Origin of the sequence: Rhodovulum imhoffii, assembly GCF_003046545.1 — a bacterium.
GTDB classification, from domain to species: domain Bacteria; phylum Pseudomonadota; class Alphaproteobacteria; order Rhodobacterales; family Rhodobacteraceae; genus Rhodovulum; species Rhodovulum imhoffii.
In genome coordinates this window covers 82,042-97,856 of sequence record NZ_QAAA01000008.1, presented here as the reverse complement: position 1 = coordinate 97,856, position 15,815 = coordinate 82,042, and the positions used below count along the sequence as shown (strand labels likewise).

21 protein-coding genes are annotated in these 15,815 nt (G+C 63.4%); 10 read left to right on the top strand and 11 right to left on the bottom strand.

Annotated features, from left to right (window positions below):
- Positions 1-6 precede the first annotated feature (6 nt).
- From bluB to ffh, 6 genes are read right to left on the bottom strand one after another with little or no spacing between them, the layout of a single operon-like run.
- On the bottom strand, positions 7-648 hold the full coding sequence (gene bluB / locus C8N32_RS08275) for a 5,6-dimethylbenzimidazole synthase (RefSeq protein WP_280523233.1): 642 nt from the start codon (positions 646-648) through the stop codon (positions 7-9).
- 3 nt (positions 649-651) lie between these two features.
- Complete coding sequence (rpsP, locus tag C8N32_RS08270) at positions 652-1,011, bottom strand: 30S ribosomal protein S16 (protein WP_107892364.1); 360 nt, start codon at positions 1,009-1,011, stop codon at positions 652-654.
- A 35-nt stretch (positions 1,012-1,046) separates the two neighbouring features.
- On the bottom strand, positions 1,047-1,340 hold the full coding sequence (locus tag C8N32_RS08265) for a chorismate mutase (protein ID WP_107892362.1): 294 nt from the start codon (positions 1,338-1,340) through the stop codon (positions 1,047-1,049).
- Positions 1,333-1,923, bottom strand: coding sequence for a GNAT family N-acetyltransferase (locus C8N32_RS08260; RefSeq protein WP_107892360.1), 591 nt, complete (start codon positions 1,921-1,923; stop codon positions 1,333-1,335). Before C8N32_RS08260 ends, C8N32_RS08265 begins: the two co-directional genes overlap by 8 nt.
- Positions 1,923-2,453 (bottom strand): GNAT family N-acetyltransferase, encoded by a 531-nt coding sequence (locus tag C8N32_RS08255; RefSeq protein ID WP_107892358.1) that lies wholly within the window; start codon positions 2,451-2,453, stop codon positions 1,923-1,925. The genes C8N32_RS08260 and C8N32_RS08255 overlap by 1 nt, the downstream gene beginning before the upstream one ends.
- Positions 2,450-3,916, bottom strand: coding sequence for a signal recognition particle protein (gene ffh, locus C8N32_RS08250; protein ID WP_107892355.1), 1,467 nt, complete (start codon positions 3,914-3,916; stop codon positions 2,450-2,452). Before ffh ends, C8N32_RS08255 begins: the two co-directional genes overlap by 4 nt.
- A gap of 273 nt (positions 3,917-4,189) precedes the next feature.
- On the opposite strand from ffh, the gene C8N32_RS08245 reads away from it, so the two are divergent.
- Positions 4,190-5,059: a LysR family transcriptional regulator gene (locus C8N32_RS08245; protein ID WP_107892465.1), complete on the top strand. Its 870-nt coding sequence runs from the start codon at positions 4,190-4,192 to the stop codon at positions 5,057-5,059.
- The gene (locus tag C8N32_RS08240; RefSeq protein ID WP_107892353.1) at positions 5,050-5,937 is read left to right on the top strand and encodes a DMT family transporter; all 888 of its coding nucleotides are present in this window, start codon (positions 5,050-5,052) and stop codon (positions 5,935-5,937) included. Before C8N32_RS08245 ends, C8N32_RS08240 begins: the two co-directional genes overlap by 10 nt.
- Here the strand turns inward: C8N32_RS08240 and C8N32_RS08235 are convergent.
- Positions 5,934-6,266, bottom strand: a complete 333-nt coding sequence (locus C8N32_RS08235; protein ID WP_107892341.1) for an ArsR/SmtB family transcription factor — start codon at positions 6,264-6,266, stop codon at positions 5,934-5,936. The genes C8N32_RS08240 and C8N32_RS08235 overlap by 4 nt on opposite strands.
- A gap of 196 nt (positions 6,267-6,462) precedes the next feature.
- Here C8N32_RS08235 and C8N32_RS08230 point away from each other — a divergent pair, with 196 nt between their 5' ends.
- The 5 genes from C8N32_RS08230 to C8N32_RS08210 all read left to right on the top strand — a co-directional run bounded on the left by C8N32_RS08230 (position 6,463) and on the right by C8N32_RS08210 (position 9,010).
- A complete protein-coding gene (locus C8N32_RS08230; protein WP_107892339.1) occupies positions 6,463-6,795 on the top strand; it encodes an AtpZ/AtpI family protein in 333 nt (110 codons plus the stop codon).
- A gap of 3 nt (positions 6,796-6,798) precedes the next feature.
- The gene (locus C8N32_RS08225; RefSeq protein WP_244905908.1) at positions 6,799-7,551 is read left to right on the top strand and encodes a F0F1 ATP synthase subunit A; all 753 of its coding nucleotides are present in this window, start codon (positions 6,799-6,801) and stop codon (positions 7,549-7,551) included.
- A gap of 46 nt (positions 7,552-7,597) precedes the next feature.
- A complete protein-coding gene (locus C8N32_RS08220) occupies positions 7,598-7,834 on the top strand; it encodes a F0F1 ATP synthase subunit C (protein ID WP_074220027.1) in 237 nt (78 codons plus the stop codon).
- A 77-nt stretch (positions 7,835-7,911) separates the two neighbouring features.
- A complete protein-coding gene (locus tag C8N32_RS08215; protein WP_107892335.1) occupies positions 7,912-8,451 on the top strand; it encodes a F0F1 ATP synthase subunit B' in 540 nt (179 codons plus the stop codon).
- A 4-nt stretch (positions 8,452-8,455) separates the two neighbouring features.
- Positions 8,456-9,010, top strand: a complete 555-nt coding sequence (locus C8N32_RS08210) for a F0F1 ATP synthase subunit B (RefSeq protein WP_107892333.1) — start codon at positions 8,456-8,458, stop codon at positions 9,008-9,010.
- A 46-nt stretch (positions 9,011-9,056) separates the two neighbouring features.
- On the opposite strand, the gene C8N32_RS08205 is transcribed toward C8N32_RS08210, so the two are convergent.
- The 3 genes from C8N32_RS08205 to C8N32_RS08195 form a co-directional block, all read right to left on the bottom strand.
- Positions 9,057-9,827, bottom strand: coding sequence for an FCD domain-containing protein (locus tag C8N32_RS08205; RefSeq protein ID WP_107892331.1), 771 nt, complete (start codon positions 9,825-9,827; stop codon positions 9,057-9,059).
- Between the two features lie 83 nt (positions 9,828-9,910).
- Positions 9,911-10,585: a YiaD family glycine zipper/OmpA-like lipoprotein gene (locus tag C8N32_RS08200; protein WP_107892329.1), complete on the bottom strand. Its 675-nt coding sequence runs from the start codon at positions 10,583-10,585 to the stop codon at positions 9,911-9,913.
- Positions 10,586-10,650: 65 nt separating this feature from the next.
- A complete protein-coding gene (locus tag C8N32_RS08195; RefSeq protein ID WP_107892463.1) occupies positions 10,651-11,511 on the bottom strand; it encodes a methylated-DNA--[protein]-cysteine S-methyltransferase in 861 nt (286 codons plus the stop codon).
- A 110-nt stretch (positions 11,512-11,621) separates the two neighbouring features.
- Between C8N32_RS08195 and nth the strand changes: the two genes are divergently transcribed.
- Together nth and C8N32_RS08185 are read left to right on the top strand one after the other, a co-directional pair.
- Positions 11,622-12,266: an endonuclease III gene (nth, locus tag C8N32_RS08190; protein ID WP_107892327.1), complete on the top strand. Its 645-nt coding sequence runs from the start codon at positions 11,622-11,624 to the stop codon at positions 12,264-12,266.
- Positions 12,263-13,258: an adenosine kinase gene (locus C8N32_RS08185; protein ID WP_107892325.1), complete on the top strand. Its 996-nt coding sequence runs from the start codon at positions 12,263-12,265 to the stop codon at positions 13,256-13,258. The genes nth and C8N32_RS08185 overlap by 4 nt, the downstream gene beginning before the upstream one ends.
- A gap of 13 nt (positions 13,259-13,271) precedes the next feature.
- Here the strand turns inward: C8N32_RS08185 and C8N32_RS08180 are convergent, their stop codons facing one another.
- Complete coding sequence (locus tag C8N32_RS08180) at positions 13,272-14,090, bottom strand: sulfotransferase family protein (RefSeq protein ID WP_107892323.1); 819 nt, start codon at positions 14,088-14,090, stop codon at positions 13,272-13,274.
- A gap of 145 nt (positions 14,091-14,235) precedes the next feature.
- On the opposite strand from C8N32_RS08180, the gene C8N32_RS08175 reads away from it, so the two are divergent.
- A complete protein-coding gene (locus C8N32_RS08175) occupies positions 14,236-15,813 on the top strand; it encodes a DUF5928 domain-containing protein (RefSeq protein WP_107892321.1) in 1,578 nt (525 codons plus the stop codon).
- The last annotated feature ends 2 nt before the right edge of the window (positions 15,814-15,815 follow it).

Below are 15,815 nucleotides of genomic sequence, written 5' to 3'. Positions count from 1 at the left end.
TCCCCCCTAGCGGGTTTCCATCCACAGGCCCGGTGCGCGCTTCTCCCAGCCGATTTCTTCCAGCTCGGGGCTGTCGCGCACCGCTTCGGGCCAGCCGATGCAAAGATACGCCACCAGCGTCCAATTGTCAGGCACATCCAGATCCCGGCTCAGCCGGTCCGGGTCCAGTATCGAGACCCAGCCAAGCCCAAGGCCCTCGGCCCTCAGCGCCAGCCAGAACATCGAGATTGCCGCCACCACCGAGTAACGGCGCATCTCGGGCATGGTGGCCGCCCCAAGGCCGCTGCCCTGCACGGTGGCGTCATCGCAGTAGATCGCCAGTTGCACCGGCGCGCGATCCATACCGGAAAGCTTCAGTTTCGGGTAAAGCGCGGCTTTCTTACCGGCATAGCCGGCAAGGGCCCGGGCATTGGCGGCCTCGAAGTTTTCCCGCGCGGCCTTGCGGGCGCTGGCGCTTTCGACCCGCAAAATCCGCCACGGCTCCGACAGGCCGACCGAAGGGGCAAGGCGGAAGGACTCCAGGCATCGTGCCAGCACGGTTTCGTCCACCGGGGCGGTGCGGAAATGGCGCACATCCCGCCGCCAGCGCATCAGTTCCGTTAGGTCGTTGCGGAAGGCGGCGGGAAAGATATGTGTGTCCCCGGACACGGCTTATTCTGCGCCGTTCCCGGCCTCGGCCGCCTTCGCCGCCCTGGCTTCGGCACGTTCTTTGGCCTTGGTCCCGGGCGCACCCTTGCTGGGGTTGCTGCGGGTCTTCTTCTCCAGCAAGCCCGCGGTTTCCAGCATGCGGGAAATGCGGTCGGTGGGCTGTGCGCCCTGAGACAGCCAGTGCTTGACGCGCTCGACGTCCATTTTCACGCGTTCTTCGCTGTCTTTGGGCAGCAGCGGGTTGTAAGTGCCCAGACGTTCGATGAAGCGCCCGTCGCGCGGCATGCGCGAGTCGGTTGCCACGATGCGGTAGAAGGGGCGTTTCTTGGACCCTCCACGGGCCAGACGGATTTTCAGTGCCATTGGTTCTCTCCTTGGGTTTGGGTTCGGCGGTTTGCCTATCTTTGATGTTCGATGTGATGCCGGATCACTTCCTGTATGATGAAGCTCAGGAATTTCCGGGCGAATTCCGGGTCGAGGTCGGCCCGCCGGGCCAGATCTTCCAGCCGGGCGATCTGGCGGGCTTCCCGTTCCGGATCAGAGGGCGGAAGGTCGTGCTCCGCCTTCAGCTTGCCCACCGCCTGGGTGTGCTTGAAGCGTTCCCCCAGCGTATAGACAAGGATCGCGTCCAGCCGGTCGATGCTGTCGCGATGTTCCTTCAGAATTTCTGCGGCGCGTGCGGCGTCAGTCAATCCGGCCTCCCGTTCCGAAAAGAGCCTTTGCAGTGCTGTTCTCCATCGCGATCCCATCGGCAAGCTGGCTGCCGCGCAGGGCCGCGGGGCCGGGATGGCGGTAGACGATGTCGTGGCTGTCCACGGTGGGCGCATCCGGGTCCGGGCGGGCTCCCAGCCGTTCGGCCAACTGGACCGAGCGGATATTCTTCGGGTCGAGATAGGTCACCGCCGTGTCCCAGCCCATCCGGTCATAGAGCCACGCGCGGGCAGCGTGGGTGGCTTCCAGTGCGATGCCGCGCCCTTCGGCGCCGGGCCAGATCATCCAGGCGATCTCGCGCTCGGGCCAGCCTTTTGGAAACCAGCCCCCGGCCATACCGCAGCTTTCGCCGCTGGTGCGGTCGGCGATCACCCACATGCCGAAACCATGGATCTTCCAGTGGCCGATCTCGGCGGCGTAGAGCATCCAGCTCTCGTATTCGCTCAGCGGTCCCCCCATGAAGCGCGCCCGATAGGAGGTGAAGGTGGCCTCGAATCCGGGGTAGTCCCGCGGTGCGGGCGCGCGCAGGATCAGGCGGGCGGTTTCCAGGGTGGGGATGGACATCAGGCGCCCCCCGGTGCGGGATGGCGGTAGACGTCCAGCGTGCCGAGATGGGGCCTGCTGACCTGCCCTTCCCTGACCGCGCCCATGCGCGCGCAGACGCGCGCCGAGGCGGTGTTTTGCGGATTTACCAGCGAGATCACCGTAGACCAGCCCAGCGTGCCGTAGGCGTAATCGCGTGTGGCAAGGGCGGCTTCGGTCGCGTAGCCGTGCCCCTCGAACCCGTCGAACAAATCCCAGCCGATCTCCGGTTCCGGCCAGCCTTCGGGGTTCCACAGGCCGACGATTCCGCAGGTTTGCGCGGTGTCGGCAAGGTCGACCATCCACCGGCCATAGCCGCGCAGCGTCCAGTGACCGATTTCGGTGGCCAGTTGGCGCCACGCCCCCTCGGGGTCCTTCGGGCCGCCCACGAAGGACGACCGCGCCGACGCGTAAAACCGTGCCATGGCGGTGACGTCACGCGGTCCGGGTACGCGCAGGGTCAGCCGTGCGGTCCGAAGGGTGGGAATGGGAAGGGCGCGGTGCAGGGTCATTTTTTCCTGTCCAGCCCGCTGAGCGGCGGCAGCCCCCCGCCCAGTCCGGGCATGCCGCCCATCTTGCGCGCGGCGTCTTCCATCGCCCTGGGGTCCATGTCGGGCATCCCGCTCTTGCCGAGCATCCCGCCCATCGCCTTCTTCAGCATGGCACGGCCGCCTTTCTTGCCGAGCTTCTTCATCATGTCCGACATTTGCCGCTGCATTTTAAGCAATTTGTTCAGTTCGCTCACGTCCAGCCCGGCGCCCTTGGCGATCCGTTTTTTGCGGCTTGCCTGTAGGATCTGCGGGTTGGCGCGCTCGCGCCGGGTCATGGAGTTGATCAGCGCGATCTGGCGGCGCAGGACCGAATCGTCGAAGCCGGCCTGTTCCATCTGCCTGGCCATCTTGCCCATGCCGGGCATCATGCCCATGATGCCTTCCATACCGCCCATCTTGAGCATCTGTTCAAGCTGGGATTTGAGGTCGTTCATGTTGAACTGGCCCTTCTGGAAACGCTTCATCATGCGCTCGGCCTGCTCGGCCTCCAGCGTGGCCTGGGCCTTTTCCACCAGGCTGACGATGTCGCCCATGCCAAGGATGCGTCCGGCGATGCGCTCGGGGTGGAACTCTTCGATCGCGTCGAGTTTTTCGCCAAGACCCACATACTTGATCGGCTTGCCGGTGACCTTGCGCATCGACAAGGCCGCCCCGCCGCGCCCGTCGCCGTCCATCCGGGTCAGGATCACGCCGCTGATGCCGATCCGGGCATCGAAATTCTCGGCGGTGTGAACGGCGTCCTGGCCGGTCAGCCCATCCACCACCAGAAGCGTTTCGCGCGGCGCGGTGACGTCGCGCACGGCCTCGACCTCGGCCATCAGCGCGTCGTCGATGGACAGGCGTCCGGCAGTGTCCAGCATGTAGACATCGTAACCGCCCATGGTCGCCTGCTGTTTGGCGCGCCTGGCAATCTCAACGGGGTTCTGGCCGGGGACGATCGGCAGGGTATCGACTTCGATCTGGCGGCCAAGGATTGCCAGTTGTTCCATCGCAGCGGGGCGGTTCACGTCGAGCGAGGCCATCAGCACCCGCTTGCCGTTGACCTCTTTCAGGCGCAGGGCCAGCTTGGCGGTGGTGGTCGTCTTGCCACCCCCCTGAAGCCCGACCATCAGAATGGGGGCGGGCGGGTTGTCCACCTTCAGCGCGCCCGGCTCACCCTCGCCGGTGAGAACCTTGACCAGTTCGTCATGGACGATTTTTACCACCTGCTGGCCGGGGGTGACGGATTTCGTCACCGCCTGCCCGGTGGCCTTCTCCTGCACCGCGCTTACGAATTCCCGTGCCACGGGCAGGGAAACGTCCGCCTCCAGAAGGGCCACGCGCACCTCGCGCAGGGCAGTTTTCACGTCATCCTCTGACAGGGCGCCCTGCTTGGTCAGCCGGTCGAAAACGCCGGAGAGGCGGTCGGAAAGACTTTCGAACATGGCCTGGCCTCCTTCGTGCCGTTAGCGTTGCCCCAGTGTCGGGCGGGGCGGGCGATCTGTCAGCGCGGCAATCTGCCAAACGCGTATGGCACCCGCGGGCGAAACCTCGCTGACGGGTGGCGATCCTGTACAGGACAGGACCGGAAGGTCTGTGCCTTTCCGGATATCGCGCTGCTTAAGCCATGTTTCCCGATCTGAGTCAACAGGCTTGCACCGGCCCGTGGCACTTGGCAAAAGTCACCCTTGGGGCAAGGAAAGCGAAACCGCATGGGCCTGGACAACTGGGATGAAATCCGTACCGCCTATCAGGTGGCACGGATTGGGACCGTCAGCGGCGCGGCGGCAGAGATGGGCGTGCATCATGCCACCGTCATCCGCCATGTCGACTCCCTGGAGGAACGGCTTGGCGTAAAACTGTTTCAGCGCCATGCCCGCGGCTACACCCCGACCGAGGCCGGGCAGGATCTGCTGAAGGTGGCGCAGGTCACGGCCGATCAGTTCGATCAGTTGGTGGGGCGCATGCGTGGCAAGGGTGCGGCGGTGACGGGGGAACTGGCGGTAACGACGGTCGATCCTCTTGCGCCGCTGCTCATGCCGGTGCTGACGGCGTTTCGGGCCGAACACCCGGAACTGTCCGTGCGCCTTCTGGCGGATCAGCGGGTGCTGCGACTGGAATATGGCGAGGCCCATGTCGCGGTGCGGGCCGGGGGGGAGCCGGACGAACCGGACAACATCGTGCAGAAGCTCTATGTCCAGCGCAGCGGGCTTTACGCCCACCGCAGCTATCTGCGCGCACATGGAATGCCACAAGGGGATCTGACGGGCCACAGTTTTGTCGGGCCCACGGACGATGCGCACCGCGCGCCGTTTTTCCGCTGGCTGCGCGATACCCAGCCTGCGGAGAGCCTCGTGTTCCGGGCCAGCAGTATCCGCAGCACGATCGAGGCGATCCAGGCAGGGGCCGGGCTGGGCTTCGTGCCGTTGTGGCTGGCCCGGGACGACCCGGATCTCGTGCAGGTTCTCCCGCCGCAAAAGGAATGGGACGTGTCGCTGTGGCTCGTTACCCATGTGGACCTGCACCGCACGGCCAAGGTTCATGGTTTTACCACACGCCTCAAGGAAGCCGCCAGGACATGGCCCTGAGCCGCACCGCAGGGGGGCACCTTGCGATGCTGACATTTTCGGCCCTCGTGGCCGGATCGTTCAGCTTCGGAAGCCTGATCGCAAACCGGATCGACCCGGTCGCGCTGACCGTCGTGCGCTTTGCGATCGCGGGGGTGGTGATCGGCGCGGCGGCGGCGCTGGGGCCGGGGCTGCACGCGCGCCAGTTCCGCGCTCCGTGGCGGTTTTTCATCCTCGGCGGTATTTTCGGGGCTTACTTCGTACTGATGTTCGAGGGGCTCAAGACCGCGCTGCCGGTTTCTGCCGCGGCCATTTTCACCCTGACGCCGGTCATGGCGGCGGGATTCGGCTGGCTGCTGCTGCGACAGGTGACCACGGCACGCATGGCGCTGGCGCTGGGCATCGGCGGGGGCGGGGCGTTGTGGGTGATTTTTCGCGGTGACCCGGCAGCCCTGGCGGCGTTCGACCTGGGGCGCGGGGAGGCCGTCTATTTCATCGGCTGTCTTGCTCATGCGGCCTACCCGGCCCTGGTGCGCAAGCTGAACCGGGGTGAGCCCGCGCTGGTGTTCACCTTCGGGATGATGATGGCCGCCCTGATCATGTTGACGCTTTATGGCCTGCCCGCGATTCTGGCCACCGACTGGGCGCATCTGCCGCCACTGGTCTGGGCGGTGACGCTGTACCTGGCGCTGTTCACCAGCGCGCTGACCTTCGTGCTTCTGCAATACGCGGCGCTGCGGCTGCCCTCGGCCAAGGTGATGGCCTATACCTACCTGACGCCAAGCTGGGTTATCGGGTGGGAACTGGCGCTGGGCCACGGCGCCCCGCCGGGGCTGGCGCTGGTGGGGGTGGCGCTGACGGTTGTGGCGCTTCTGATGCTGCTGAAGAACGAGGGTTAGGTCTCGTCCTCGCGGAGTTCGGCCTCCAGGAACCTCTCAAAGGCGTCAAGGTTGACCGGCTCGAACTGGCCAAAGCCCTGCATCCAGACCGAGGCCTCGCGCAGGGAGTCGGGTTCCAGCTTGCACCACTTTACCCGCCCGCGCTTTTCCTGGCTGATCAACCCCGCGCGGGTGAGGATTGCCAGGTGCTTGGACACCGCGGCCAGGGAAATCTCGAAAGGATCGGCCACATCGGTCACGGCCATGTCGTCTTCCAGCAGCATGGCAAGGATCGTCCGGCGGGTCGGGTCGGCCAGCGCGGCAAAGACGGTATCAAGGGGGCTTTCCATGGCGGCAGCTTTGCGGCACGACGGCGCAATCGTCAACCGTCCGGTTGAATATGAAAAGACGCGCGGGTGGCGGTGCCACAGGCGGCATGAATTTTAAATTTCTTTTATAAACAACGTGTTGTACAGCAAAGAGCCAGCTTGACTCGGGGCGCGGGTATTTCTACCTTCGCGGCGACTGTTCTGAGGACCTTCCTGAATGATCGACCCGGCGGAGAAAGAGCGCCTCGCGCGGCTTGAACGGCGGATTTCGAACCTCAAAAAGACGGATCAGGCGGCAGCGAAGGCGCATCAGGACGAACACTATTCCCAGGCCCAGCTGGCGTGGCGGATGGTGATAGAGCTTGTAGCCGGTCTGATGATCGGCTTCGGCATCGGCTACACGCTGGATCTCTGGATGGGGACCCTGCCTCTGTTTCTGGTGCTGTTCATATTGCTGGGCTTTGCGGCGGGCGTGCGTGTCATGATGCGATCCGCGAAAGAGGCCCAGGCGCAACAGGCGGCCGCGGCCGCGGATGAAACGAGGGACTGAAACGTGGCGAGCGAAGAAGCGACCGGCGGTTTGCAAATTCACCCGATGGACCAGTTCATCGTGAAACCCCTCTTCGGCGGCGACACGATCCACTGGTACACCCCCACCAACGTGACCCTGTGGATGGCGCTGGCGGTGCTGTGCGTCGTTCTTCTGCTGGTGATCGGCACCCGCGGCCGGGCGATCGTGCCCTCCCGCGTGCAGTCGGTCGCGGAACTCGCTTACGGGTTCGTCTACAAGATGGTGGAAGACGTGGCTGGCAAGGATGGCCTCAAATACTTCCCCTACATCATGACGCTGTTCATGTTCATCCTGTTTGCCAACTTCCTTGGCCTGGTTCCGATGAGTTTCACCACCACCTCGCATATCGCCGTGACGGCCACGATGGCGCTGGCGGTGTTCTTTGCCGTGACGATCCTTGGGATCGTCAAGCACGGGGTTGGCTTTCTCAGCCTGTTCTGGATCAGTTCCGCCCCGCTGGTGCTGCGCCCGATCCTCGCCATCATCGAGGTGATTTCCTATTTCGTGCGGCCTGTCAGCCACTCCATCCGACTGGCCGGCAACATGATGGCCGGACACGCCGTGATCAAGGTTTTCGCAGGCTTTGCCGGGGTGCTGGGCGTGGGTGCGATTTTCCCGCTCGCGGCCATAACTGCCGTTTACGCGCTGGAGACGCTGGTGTCCTTCATCCAGGCCTATGTCTTCGCGATCCTGACCTGCGTCTACCTGCGGGATGCGCTGCATCCGCACCACTGACCTGAATTCAATCTGATTGCCACTTCCAACGTAAGGAGACATCGACATGGAAGGCGATATCGTTCAAATGGGTGCTTACATCGGTGCCGGTCTGGCCTGTACCGGCATGGGTGGGGCCGCCGTTGGTGTGGGCCACGTCGTTGGCAACTACATCTCGGGCGCGCTGCGCAACCCCTCCGCCGCGGCGTCGCAGACCGCGACCATGTTCATCGGTATCGCGTTTGCCGAAGCCCTGGGGATCTTCTCGTTCCTCGTTGCGCTTCTGCTGATGTTCGCCGTCTGATCCCCTGATCCGATCCTTACGGCCGGGTGGGCGCCGCTGGCCCCACCCGGTGTATTCCGGGGTTCCAGGAGGACGACATGGCATCACAAACGCACGCCGCCGAAGGCACCGCGCACGCCACCGAAGCCGTTGGCATGCCGCAGCTCGACTTCGCGACCTTTCCGAACCAGATCTTCTGGCTCGTCGTCACGCTTGTCGTGATCTATTTCGTTTTGTCGCGCATTGCGCTGCCGCGTATCGGCGCGGTTCTGGCCGAGCGTCAGGGGACGATTTCCAACAACATTGCCGCCGCCGAAGAGCTGAAGCTCCGCGCCCAGGAGGCTGAGCGCGCCTATGAAAAGGCGCTGGCCGATGCCCGCGCCGAAGCCCAGCGCATCGTCGGGGAAGCCCGCGCCGAAATTCAGGCGGACCTCGACGCCGCGACCGCAAAGGCCGATGCAGAGATTGCCGCCCGATCCGCCGAGGCCGAGAAGGCAATTGCCGAAATCCGCGCCGGCGCGATGGAAAGCGTGACCGAGGTCGCCCGAGACACCGCACGTGAGATTGTGGCTGCCATGGGCTTTAGCGCGGATGCCGCGACCGTGGACGCCGCGGTCCAGTCGAAGCTGAAAGGGTAAGACGATGAAGAAGCTCTCGCTCGTTTTCGTTCTTGTCGCCAGCCCGGCGCTTGCCGCTTCAGGACCGTTCTTCTCGCTTTTCAACACCAATTTCGTGGTGCTGATCTCGTTCCTCGCCTTCGTTGCGGTACTGGTTTATCTCAAGGTTCCCGGAAAGCTGATGGCCATGCTGGACAAGCGGGCCGAGGGGATCAAGGCGGACCTGGACGAGGCGCGTGCCCTGCGCGAAGAGGCCCAGACCGTGCTGGCCTCTTATGAGCGCAAGCATAAAGAAGTGCAGGAGCAGGCCGAACGTATCGTCGAGACCGCGAAGTCCGAGGCTGAGGCCGCTGCGGCAAAGGCCAAGCAGGATCTCGAGGTTGCGATTGCGCGCCGCCTTGCCGCCGCTGACGACCAGATCGAGTCCGCCAAGGCCGGGGCCGTGAAAGAGGTGCAGGATCGTGCCGTTCATGTGGCCATCGCCGCCGCGCGGGACATGATTGCCAGGCAGATGACCGCGCAGCACGCGGACAAGTTGGTCGACACGGCCATTGCCGAGGTCGACGCCAAGCTGCACTGATTCTTGAGGCGGGTGCATCCAAAAACCCGGCCATGGGCCGGGTTTTTCATGGCCGGCTTTGCTGGCGTTCCAGCCGCTGGCGGGCAATGCGTTCGTGGCGTTCCGACAGCAGGTGGTCGGACAGAGTGTCTTTCACGTAATCGAGATGCCGCTCCACAGCGGCGCGGGCTGCGTCCGGTTTTCGGGACTGAATCCCGTCATTGATTGCGCGATGTTGATCGAGCAGGCTTTCACGGGTCGTGCGCTGACGAAACATGATCTTGCGGTTGTAGAACACGCCTTCGCGCAGCAGATCATACATCGACCGCATCACATGCACCATTACCACGTTGTGGGCGGCTTCGACGATGGCAAGGTGAAATTCCGCATCGAACCGTGCCTCCTCGGCAGGGGCGCGTTTGGTGTGGGCGTCTTCCATCTTGTGGAACACGGCGTCGATGACCTTGAGATCGGTCGTTGAGCCAAGGCGCGCAGCCCGTTCGGCGGCCAGCGCCTCCATGTCACGGCGAAAGGCGACGTAGTCGAATATGGCTTCGTCATGGGTTGCGAAAAGCTGCACGAGTGCCGGCGAAAAGGCCGAGCCCAGCACATCGGCCACAAAAATTCCTGCCCCCGCGCGTGCCTCCAGCAGGCCACGGGCCTGTAACTCGGCGATCGCTTCGCGCAGGGACGGGCGGGACACCCCGAGTGTTTCGGCCAGTTCCCGTTCCGGCGGCAGGCGTTCTCCAGGGCGCAGGATGCCGCGCAAGACCAACAGTTCCACCTGGCGCACGACCGCGTGCGATAGTTTTTCCGCCTGAATTTTCTGGAAAGGCATGTATCCCCCCGGTTTGGTCAAAATATATGACCGCTGGGTCCGGGGGGCAATGGGAAAGGCCGGGCCGGTGGCCCGGCCGGAGGTCAGGACCGTCCGGTCGGTGTAATGACGATCTCCACCCGGCGGTTTTGTGCACGGCCCTGTGGCGTGAGGTTTGAGGCGACGGGCTGATCCTCCCCCCGGCCATAGGCGCGGATGCGGTTCCCGGACACCCCGGCTTCGCGAAGAACGCCCGCCACGGAAGATGCCCGCCGGACCGAAAGATCCTGATTATAGGCGGAACTGCCGGTGTTGTCGGTATGGCCGATGATATCGACGGTGGTGTTGGGGTAATCGCGCAGGCTGTCGGCCAGCACCAGCAGGTCGCGGCGCTGATCGTAGCGCACGGCGGCGCTGTCGGTGGCGAACAGAATGTCCTGCGGCATCGTGACGACCAGTTCGTTGCCGGTATTGACCACGCGAATGCCGTCATCGCCGAAGTTGCGGCGCAGTTCGGCGGCCTGTTTGTCCAGCTGGTTGCCGATCACCCCGCCAGCGGCCGCGCCAAGCGCGCCCCCGATCACCGCGCCGCGCAGGCGTTCGTCGGAATCGTCGCCGGCCACGACGCCGGTAATGGCCCCAAGAACGCCGCCCACGACGGCGCCTTCCTTGGTGCGCTGGTTCGGATCGTCGGTGGGGACATCGGTCGCGGTGCATGCGGTCAGCGCCAGCAGGCCCGCGGACAGAAGAAGAAAAGTGCGTGCTCGAATAGCGATCATTGAATGCCTCTTGGTTTGTTTGGGCCTTGATAGCACAACATTACAGGCAGTTTTTCACGTCTGTGTTACTCTTGCCTTAAGGCGGGTCCGGTCGGCGGGTTTTCGCGCGCGCTTTCCCAGGCCAGCATTGCGCGTTTGACGGGCAGCCCCCAGTGATATCCCCCCAGCCCGCCGGATTTGCGCAGGGCCCTGTGGCAGGGGATCAGCCAGCTGACGGGGTTGCGGCCGACGGCGGTGCCCACGGCGCGCACGGCGCGGGGCTGGCCGATGGCGCGGGCGATTTCCGAATAGGTGGTGACGTGGCCCGAGGGGATGGCCATCAGGGCTTCCCATACCTTGATCTGGAAAGGGGCGCCGATCAGGTGTAGATGCGCCTGTCCCTGCCTGCGGAAGACCGCGGCAACGGTGTGGGCAAGTGCCGCCGGGTCTTCGCTGAACCGGGCGTGGGGCCAGCGGGCGCGCATGTCTGCAAATGCGGCGTTGCGGCCCGTTTCGGCCGTGAAGGCCAGCCCGCACAGCCCGCGCGGTGTCGCCATGGCCAGCACCTCTCCGAACGGGCTGGGGAAAAAGCCGTAGCGGATTTCCAGCCCGGCGCCCTTGCGGGCGTAGTCCCCCGGTGTCATGGCCTCCCACCGCACGAACAAATCATGCAGTCGCCCTGAACCCGACAACGCCAGCGCATGGGCGGTGTCCAGGGTGGTGAACCGTTCGCGCAGCAGGGTGCGGGCGTAGTCCAGGGCCAGGTATTGCTGATAGCGTTTCGGGCTGACACCGACCCACCGGCTGAAAAGCCGCTGAAAATGGGCGGGGCTCATGTTGAGCTCCGCAGCCAGGTCTTGCAGGTGCAGCGGCGCGCCTGCGGTGTCGATCCTTTCGATCGCGCGGCGGACGATGGCGTAATGGTAGCCGCTTTCGGGGTCGGTCATGGCGATCTCCTCCGGTGCGATCATAGGCGGGCCGCTTTCCCCGTGCGACCCGAAAGCTGCGCGAAAAGGTCGGGCTTGCCCCCGGCGCTCCGGCGAGGCATACCGCTTTCATGGCTGCGCAGCTCGATTACCTTACGATCCATGAGATCTTTACCCGTTTCCAAGCCGCCGAGCCCGAACCCAGGGGCGAGCTGGAACATGTGAACGCCTATACCCTGCTGGTTGCGGTGGCGCTGAGCGCGCAGGCCACGGATGCGGGTGTCAACAAGGCGACGCGGGGGCTTTTCGCGGTTGCCGATACACCGGAAAAGATGGTGGCGCTGGGGGAAGAGGGGCTGATCGCGCATATCAGGACGATCGGCCTTTACCGCAACAAGGCGAAGAACGTCATGAAGCTCAGCCAAATGCTGATGGAGCTTTATGGCGGCGAGGTGCCGTCTTCCCGCGCGGCGTTGCAGGCGTTGCCGGGGGTGGGGCGCAAGACGGCGAACGTGGTGCTGAACATGTGGTGGGGTCTGCCCGCCCAGGCAGTGGACACCCACATCTTCCGGGTCGGAAACCGCACCGGGATTGCGCCCGGCAAGGACGTCACCGGGGTCGAACGCGCCATCGAGGACAATATCCCCGCCGAGTTTCAGCGCCACGCCCATCATTGGCTGATCCTGCACGGACGCTATACCTGCAAGGCGCGCAAACCCCAATGCGCCGCCTGCCTGATCCGGGACCTGTGCCCTTTCGAGGAAAAGAACATATGACCAAACCCTATCATGTTGTCGGCATCGGCAATGCCATCGTCGATGTCCTGGCCCATGCCGACGACGCCTTTCTGGAGCAGAACGGCATTGAGAAAGGCATCATGCAACTCATCGACATGGAACGGTCGGTGCAGCTTTATGACCGGGTCGGCCCGGCGCAGGAAATCTCCGGCGGTTCGGCGGCGAACACGATTGCCGGCATCGCCCATCTGGGCGGGCGCACGGCCTATGTCGGCAAGGTCAAGGACGACCAGCTTGGCCGCATCTTCGCCCATGACCTGCGTGCGCAGGGCGCCGAATACGACACCCCCCCGGCCCCGGCCGAAACGCCGGGAGAAACCGGGCGGTGCATCGTCCTTGTCACCCCCGATGGAGAGCGGTCGATGAACACCTACCTGGGTGTGACCGAACATCTCTCCCCCTCCGATATCGACGAACGCCAGATCGCCGGCGCGGAATGGATCTATCTTGAGGGCTACCGTTTCGACGGCCCCGAAAGCCATGAGGCCTTCGCCAGGGCCATAGGTGCGGCCAGAGCTGCCGGCGGGCGCGTGGCGCTGACCTTGTCGGACCCGTTCTGCGTGGAGCGTCACCGCGACGCTTTTCGCCGCATGATCCGCTCGGACGTGGACCTGCTGTTCGCCAACCGGGCGGAGATTTTATCGATGTACGAGACCGGGGATTTCGATGAGGCGCTCAGCCGCGCGGCGGCGGAAATCGACATTGTCGCCTGTACCGACAGCGAGAAGGGCGCGCATATCCTGTCCGAAGGTCAACGCTGGCACGCGCCTGCGGTGCCGACGCGAATCGTGGATGCTACCGGCGCTGGGGACTTGTTTGCCGGGGCTTTCTTGTGGGGGCTGACCCAGGGGAATGACCTGGGGGTCAGCGGCCGCATGGGGTGCGTGGCCGCGAGCGAGATCATCGGTCACATCGGCGCCCGGGCCGAAACCGACCTGAGAGTCCTTTTCCGGGAACACGGGTTGATCTGAGGGGGCGGCCCTGTCAGTCCCCCAGTTTGGCGTGCACCTCGTCGAGGTCGATCTCACCGACGGGCAGTTTGTTGCCGGGATTTTCGAAATCGTATTTGAACAGGTCGAAATCGCGTTTGTAGATTTCGTAGACGAGGTGCATCGAGATGTCGTCGAAATAGGCCTCGACCGGATGGGCGCGCTTGGGGCCGTGGCCTTCGGATTCGTTGAAACGCGGCACCTCGTCCAGCTTGACGGGGTACCGTGTTTCAACGGAATCCAGAACTTTCTGCATGCCGTCTTTGAATGTCTCGGTGAAGAAGATGTGGTCGTAGCGCCCGCCATTCACGATGAAGGTCGAGATATGTCCCGACATTGCGGACCAGTGGATGTCCGGTTCCATCGGGCGGCGCCAGCGAATCGTGTCGCGTGCGAACAGAAGAAAGCGGCGAAAGCTCTGAACCTGGTCGAACTCTTCCTTGCCGTCGTCCCCGCCGACCTCGATGCCATATTTCTGAATCAGCAGCGGCACCAGCTTGCCGCGGTAACGTTTGCCGTTACGCTGGATGCCGCAAATCTTGTCGAAAAAAGACGAAAGAATCCGCGTATAGGGGTTGCGTACGCAGGTAAAAGCGAAGGAGGAATGCTCCTTCACCGCGCGGGAAATGGGGTCATGGCTTTCTTCCAGCGCCCATTTGTGCAGGCCGCCGGTTGCGTCATGAACGTCGCCGTCGAAATAGTTTCCGTGGTCGGAATAGAACATGATCTGTCCGATCGTCGAGCAGGCGCATTTGGGCACGACGCGATAAACCATGCTTTCGCTTTCGGTCATCCATGTGCCGGGAAACCCCATAAAATTACTCCTCACCCTGGCGGGCCATTGCTTTGGCGCGCATTATCTCTAGAAAGCGATGTTAGAGGTTTTTCAACGTCACAGACCCTCAGTGTCAACGGCAATATGCGAAACTGAAATGCGAAACTGAAACGAATAAGGCGTCATGGCCCGCATAGCCTACATCCTCCTTTGCCATAAAGATCCCGAGTCCATCGTCCGGCAGGCCGAGCGGCTGACCGCTTCGGGCGACTACATGGCGATCCATTTCGATGCCCGCGCCACAACCGAAGATTATACTAGGATCACAGCCGCGCTGGCCGGCAATCCCGGCGTTGTTTTCGCCAGAAAGCGGGTGAAGTGCGGCTGGGGGGAGTGGTCCCTGGTGCGCGCCATGCTGAACGCGCTGGAAGAGGCCGAGAAAGCTTTTCCGAAGGCCACGCATTTTTACATGCTGTCGGGCGATTGCATGCCGATCAAATCCGCGGATTACGCCCATGCCTACCTTGATGCGCACGATGTCGACTTTATCGAGAGTTTCGATTTCTTTACCAGTGACTGGATCAAGACCGGCCTGCGCAAGGAGCGGCTGGTCTTCCGCCACTACTTCAATGAACGCACCCAGCCAAAGCGGTTCTATGCGGCGCTGGAGTGGCAGAAAAAGCTGGGCCTGACGCGCGAGATTCCCAGGGACATCCAGGTGATGATCGGCAGCCAGTGGTGGTGCCTGCGCCGGACCACCATAGAGGCGGTGCTGGAGTTCTCCCGCAAGCGGCCCGACGTATTGCGGTTCTTTTCCACGACATGGATTCCGGATGAGACCTTTTTCCAGACACTGGTGCGCCACCTCGTGCCCTCGCGCGAAATTCGCAGCCGCACCCTGACCTTTCTGCTGTTTTCCGATTACGGCATGCCGGTGACGTTCTACAACGACCACTATGACATGCTTTTGGCACAGGATTTCCTGTTTGCCCGCAAGATTTCCCCCGAGGCGCTGGAACTCAAGCGCCGTCTCGGCGCACTCTACGCCAGCGGCGAAACGTGTTTCGCGCTGTCCAATGAGGGGCGCAACCTTTATCGGTTCCTGAGCGGACGGGGACGGATCGGGCAGAGGTTCGCCCCGCGCTTCTGGGAGAAGGAAACGAGTCTCGGCAAGGGGCGGGAATTGCTGATCCTGACCTGCAAGAAGTGGCACGTGGCCAAGCGTCTGGTACGCAAGATCCGCGATGAGACCGGCCTTCCCGGTGTAGAGTATCTGTTCAACGAGGTGGATGCCGGTCTGCCGGACCTGGGCGGGATCGAGACGACAGTGGGCAAGCGTATGCGCCATCGCCGGGCGCTCATGCGAATGCTGTTCGACTTTTACGACAGCCGGAAGCTGATGATCTGCATGGACCCGTCGAATATCGACCTTTTGCAGGATCTGCACGGGGAACGGCCCCGCGTGCGGGTGCTGCATATCCAGTGCAATTTTTCCGACGAATACCTCAGGGGCCATGCCAGGCGGGTCGGGATCGCAGGTCCGTCAACCCCTCCGGAGGTCATGGCCCGGCTCTTGCCCAGTATTCGTAACGATTTTATTTTTGAAAGCGACCGACTGCTGGACAGCGATCTCCCCAACCTGTTCGAGATGCACCAGCAGCAGGAAGCCATTGCCAAGACCGATATCCTGGCGGACTTTCTTTCGATCCCGCGGGAAAAGGCGGCCGGGATCGCCGTGAAAGACCAACTCTTTGCCGATTGAGG

What these genes read in the sequence shown, in the direction of transcription:
- C8N32_RS08230 (WP_107892339.1), top strand. Translation starts at nt 6,463, where the DNA reads ATGATCGACCCGGCGGAGAAAGAGCGCCTCGCGCGGCTTGAACGGCGG.
- nth (WP_107892327.1), top strand. Translation starts at nt 11,622, where the DNA reads ATGGCTGCGCAGCTCGATTACCTTACGATCCATGAGATCTTTACCCGT.
- C8N32_RS08240 (WP_107892353.1), top strand. Translation starts at nt 5,050, where the DNA reads ATGGCCCTGAGCCGCACCGCAGGGGGGCACCTTGCGATGCTGACATTT.
- C8N32_RS08215 (WP_107892335.1), top strand. Translation starts at nt 7,912, where the DNA reads ATGGCATCACAAACGCACGCCGCCGAAGGCACCGCGCACGCCACCGAA.
- C8N32_RS08260 (WP_107892360.1), bottom strand. Translation starts at nt 1,923, where the DNA reads ATGTCCATCCCCACCCTGGAAACCGCCCGCCTGATCCTGCGCGCGCCC.
- C8N32_RS08200 (WP_107892329.1), bottom strand. Translation starts at nt 10,585, where the DNA reads ATGATCGCTATTCGAGCACGCACTTTTCTTCTTCTGTCCGCGGGCCTG.
- C8N32_RS08185 (WP_107892325.1), top strand. Translation starts at nt 12,263, where the DNA reads ATGACCAAACCCTATCATGTTGTCGGCATCGGCAATGCCATCGTCGAT.
- C8N32_RS08180 (WP_107892323.1), bottom strand. Translation starts at nt 14,090, where the DNA reads ATGGGGTTTCCCGGCACATGGATGACCGAAAGCGAAAGCATGGTTTAT.
- ffh (WP_107892355.1), bottom strand. Translation starts at nt 3,916, where the DNA reads ATGTTCGAAAGTCTTTCCGACCGCCTCTCCGGCGTTTTCGACCGGCTG.
- C8N32_RS08235 (WP_107892341.1), bottom strand. Translation starts at nt 6,266, where the DNA reads ATGGAAAGCCCCCTTGATACCGTCTTTGCCGCGCTGGCCGACCCGACC.
- C8N32_RS08255 (WP_107892358.1), bottom strand. Translation starts at nt 2,453, where the DNA reads ATGACCCTGCACCGCGCCCTTCCCATTCCCACCCTTCGGACCGCACGG.
- rpsP (WP_107892364.1), bottom strand. Translation starts at nt 1,011, where the DNA reads ATGGCACTGAAAATCCGTCTGGCCCGTGGAGGGTCCAAGAAACGCCCC.
- C8N32_RS08205 (WP_107892331.1), bottom strand. Translation starts at nt 9,827, where the DNA reads ATGCCTTTCCAGAAAATTCAGGCGGAAAAACTATCGCACGCGGTCGTG.
- C8N32_RS08220 (WP_074220027.1), top strand. Translation starts at nt 7,598, where the DNA reads ATGGAAGGCGATATCGTTCAAATGGGTGCTTACATCGGTGCCGGTCTG.
- C8N32_RS08175 (WP_107892321.1), top strand. Translation starts at nt 14,236, where the DNA reads ATGGCCCGCATAGCCTACATCCTCCTTTGCCATAAAGATCCCGAGTCC.
- C8N32_RS08210 (WP_107892333.1), top strand. Translation starts at nt 8,456, where the DNA reads ATGAAGAAGCTCTCGCTCGTTTTCGTTCTTGTCGCCAGCCCGGCGCTT.
- C8N32_RS08195 (WP_107892463.1), bottom strand. Translation starts at nt 11,511, where the DNA reads ATGACCGACCCCGAAAGCGGCTACCATTACGCCATCGTCCGCCGCGCG.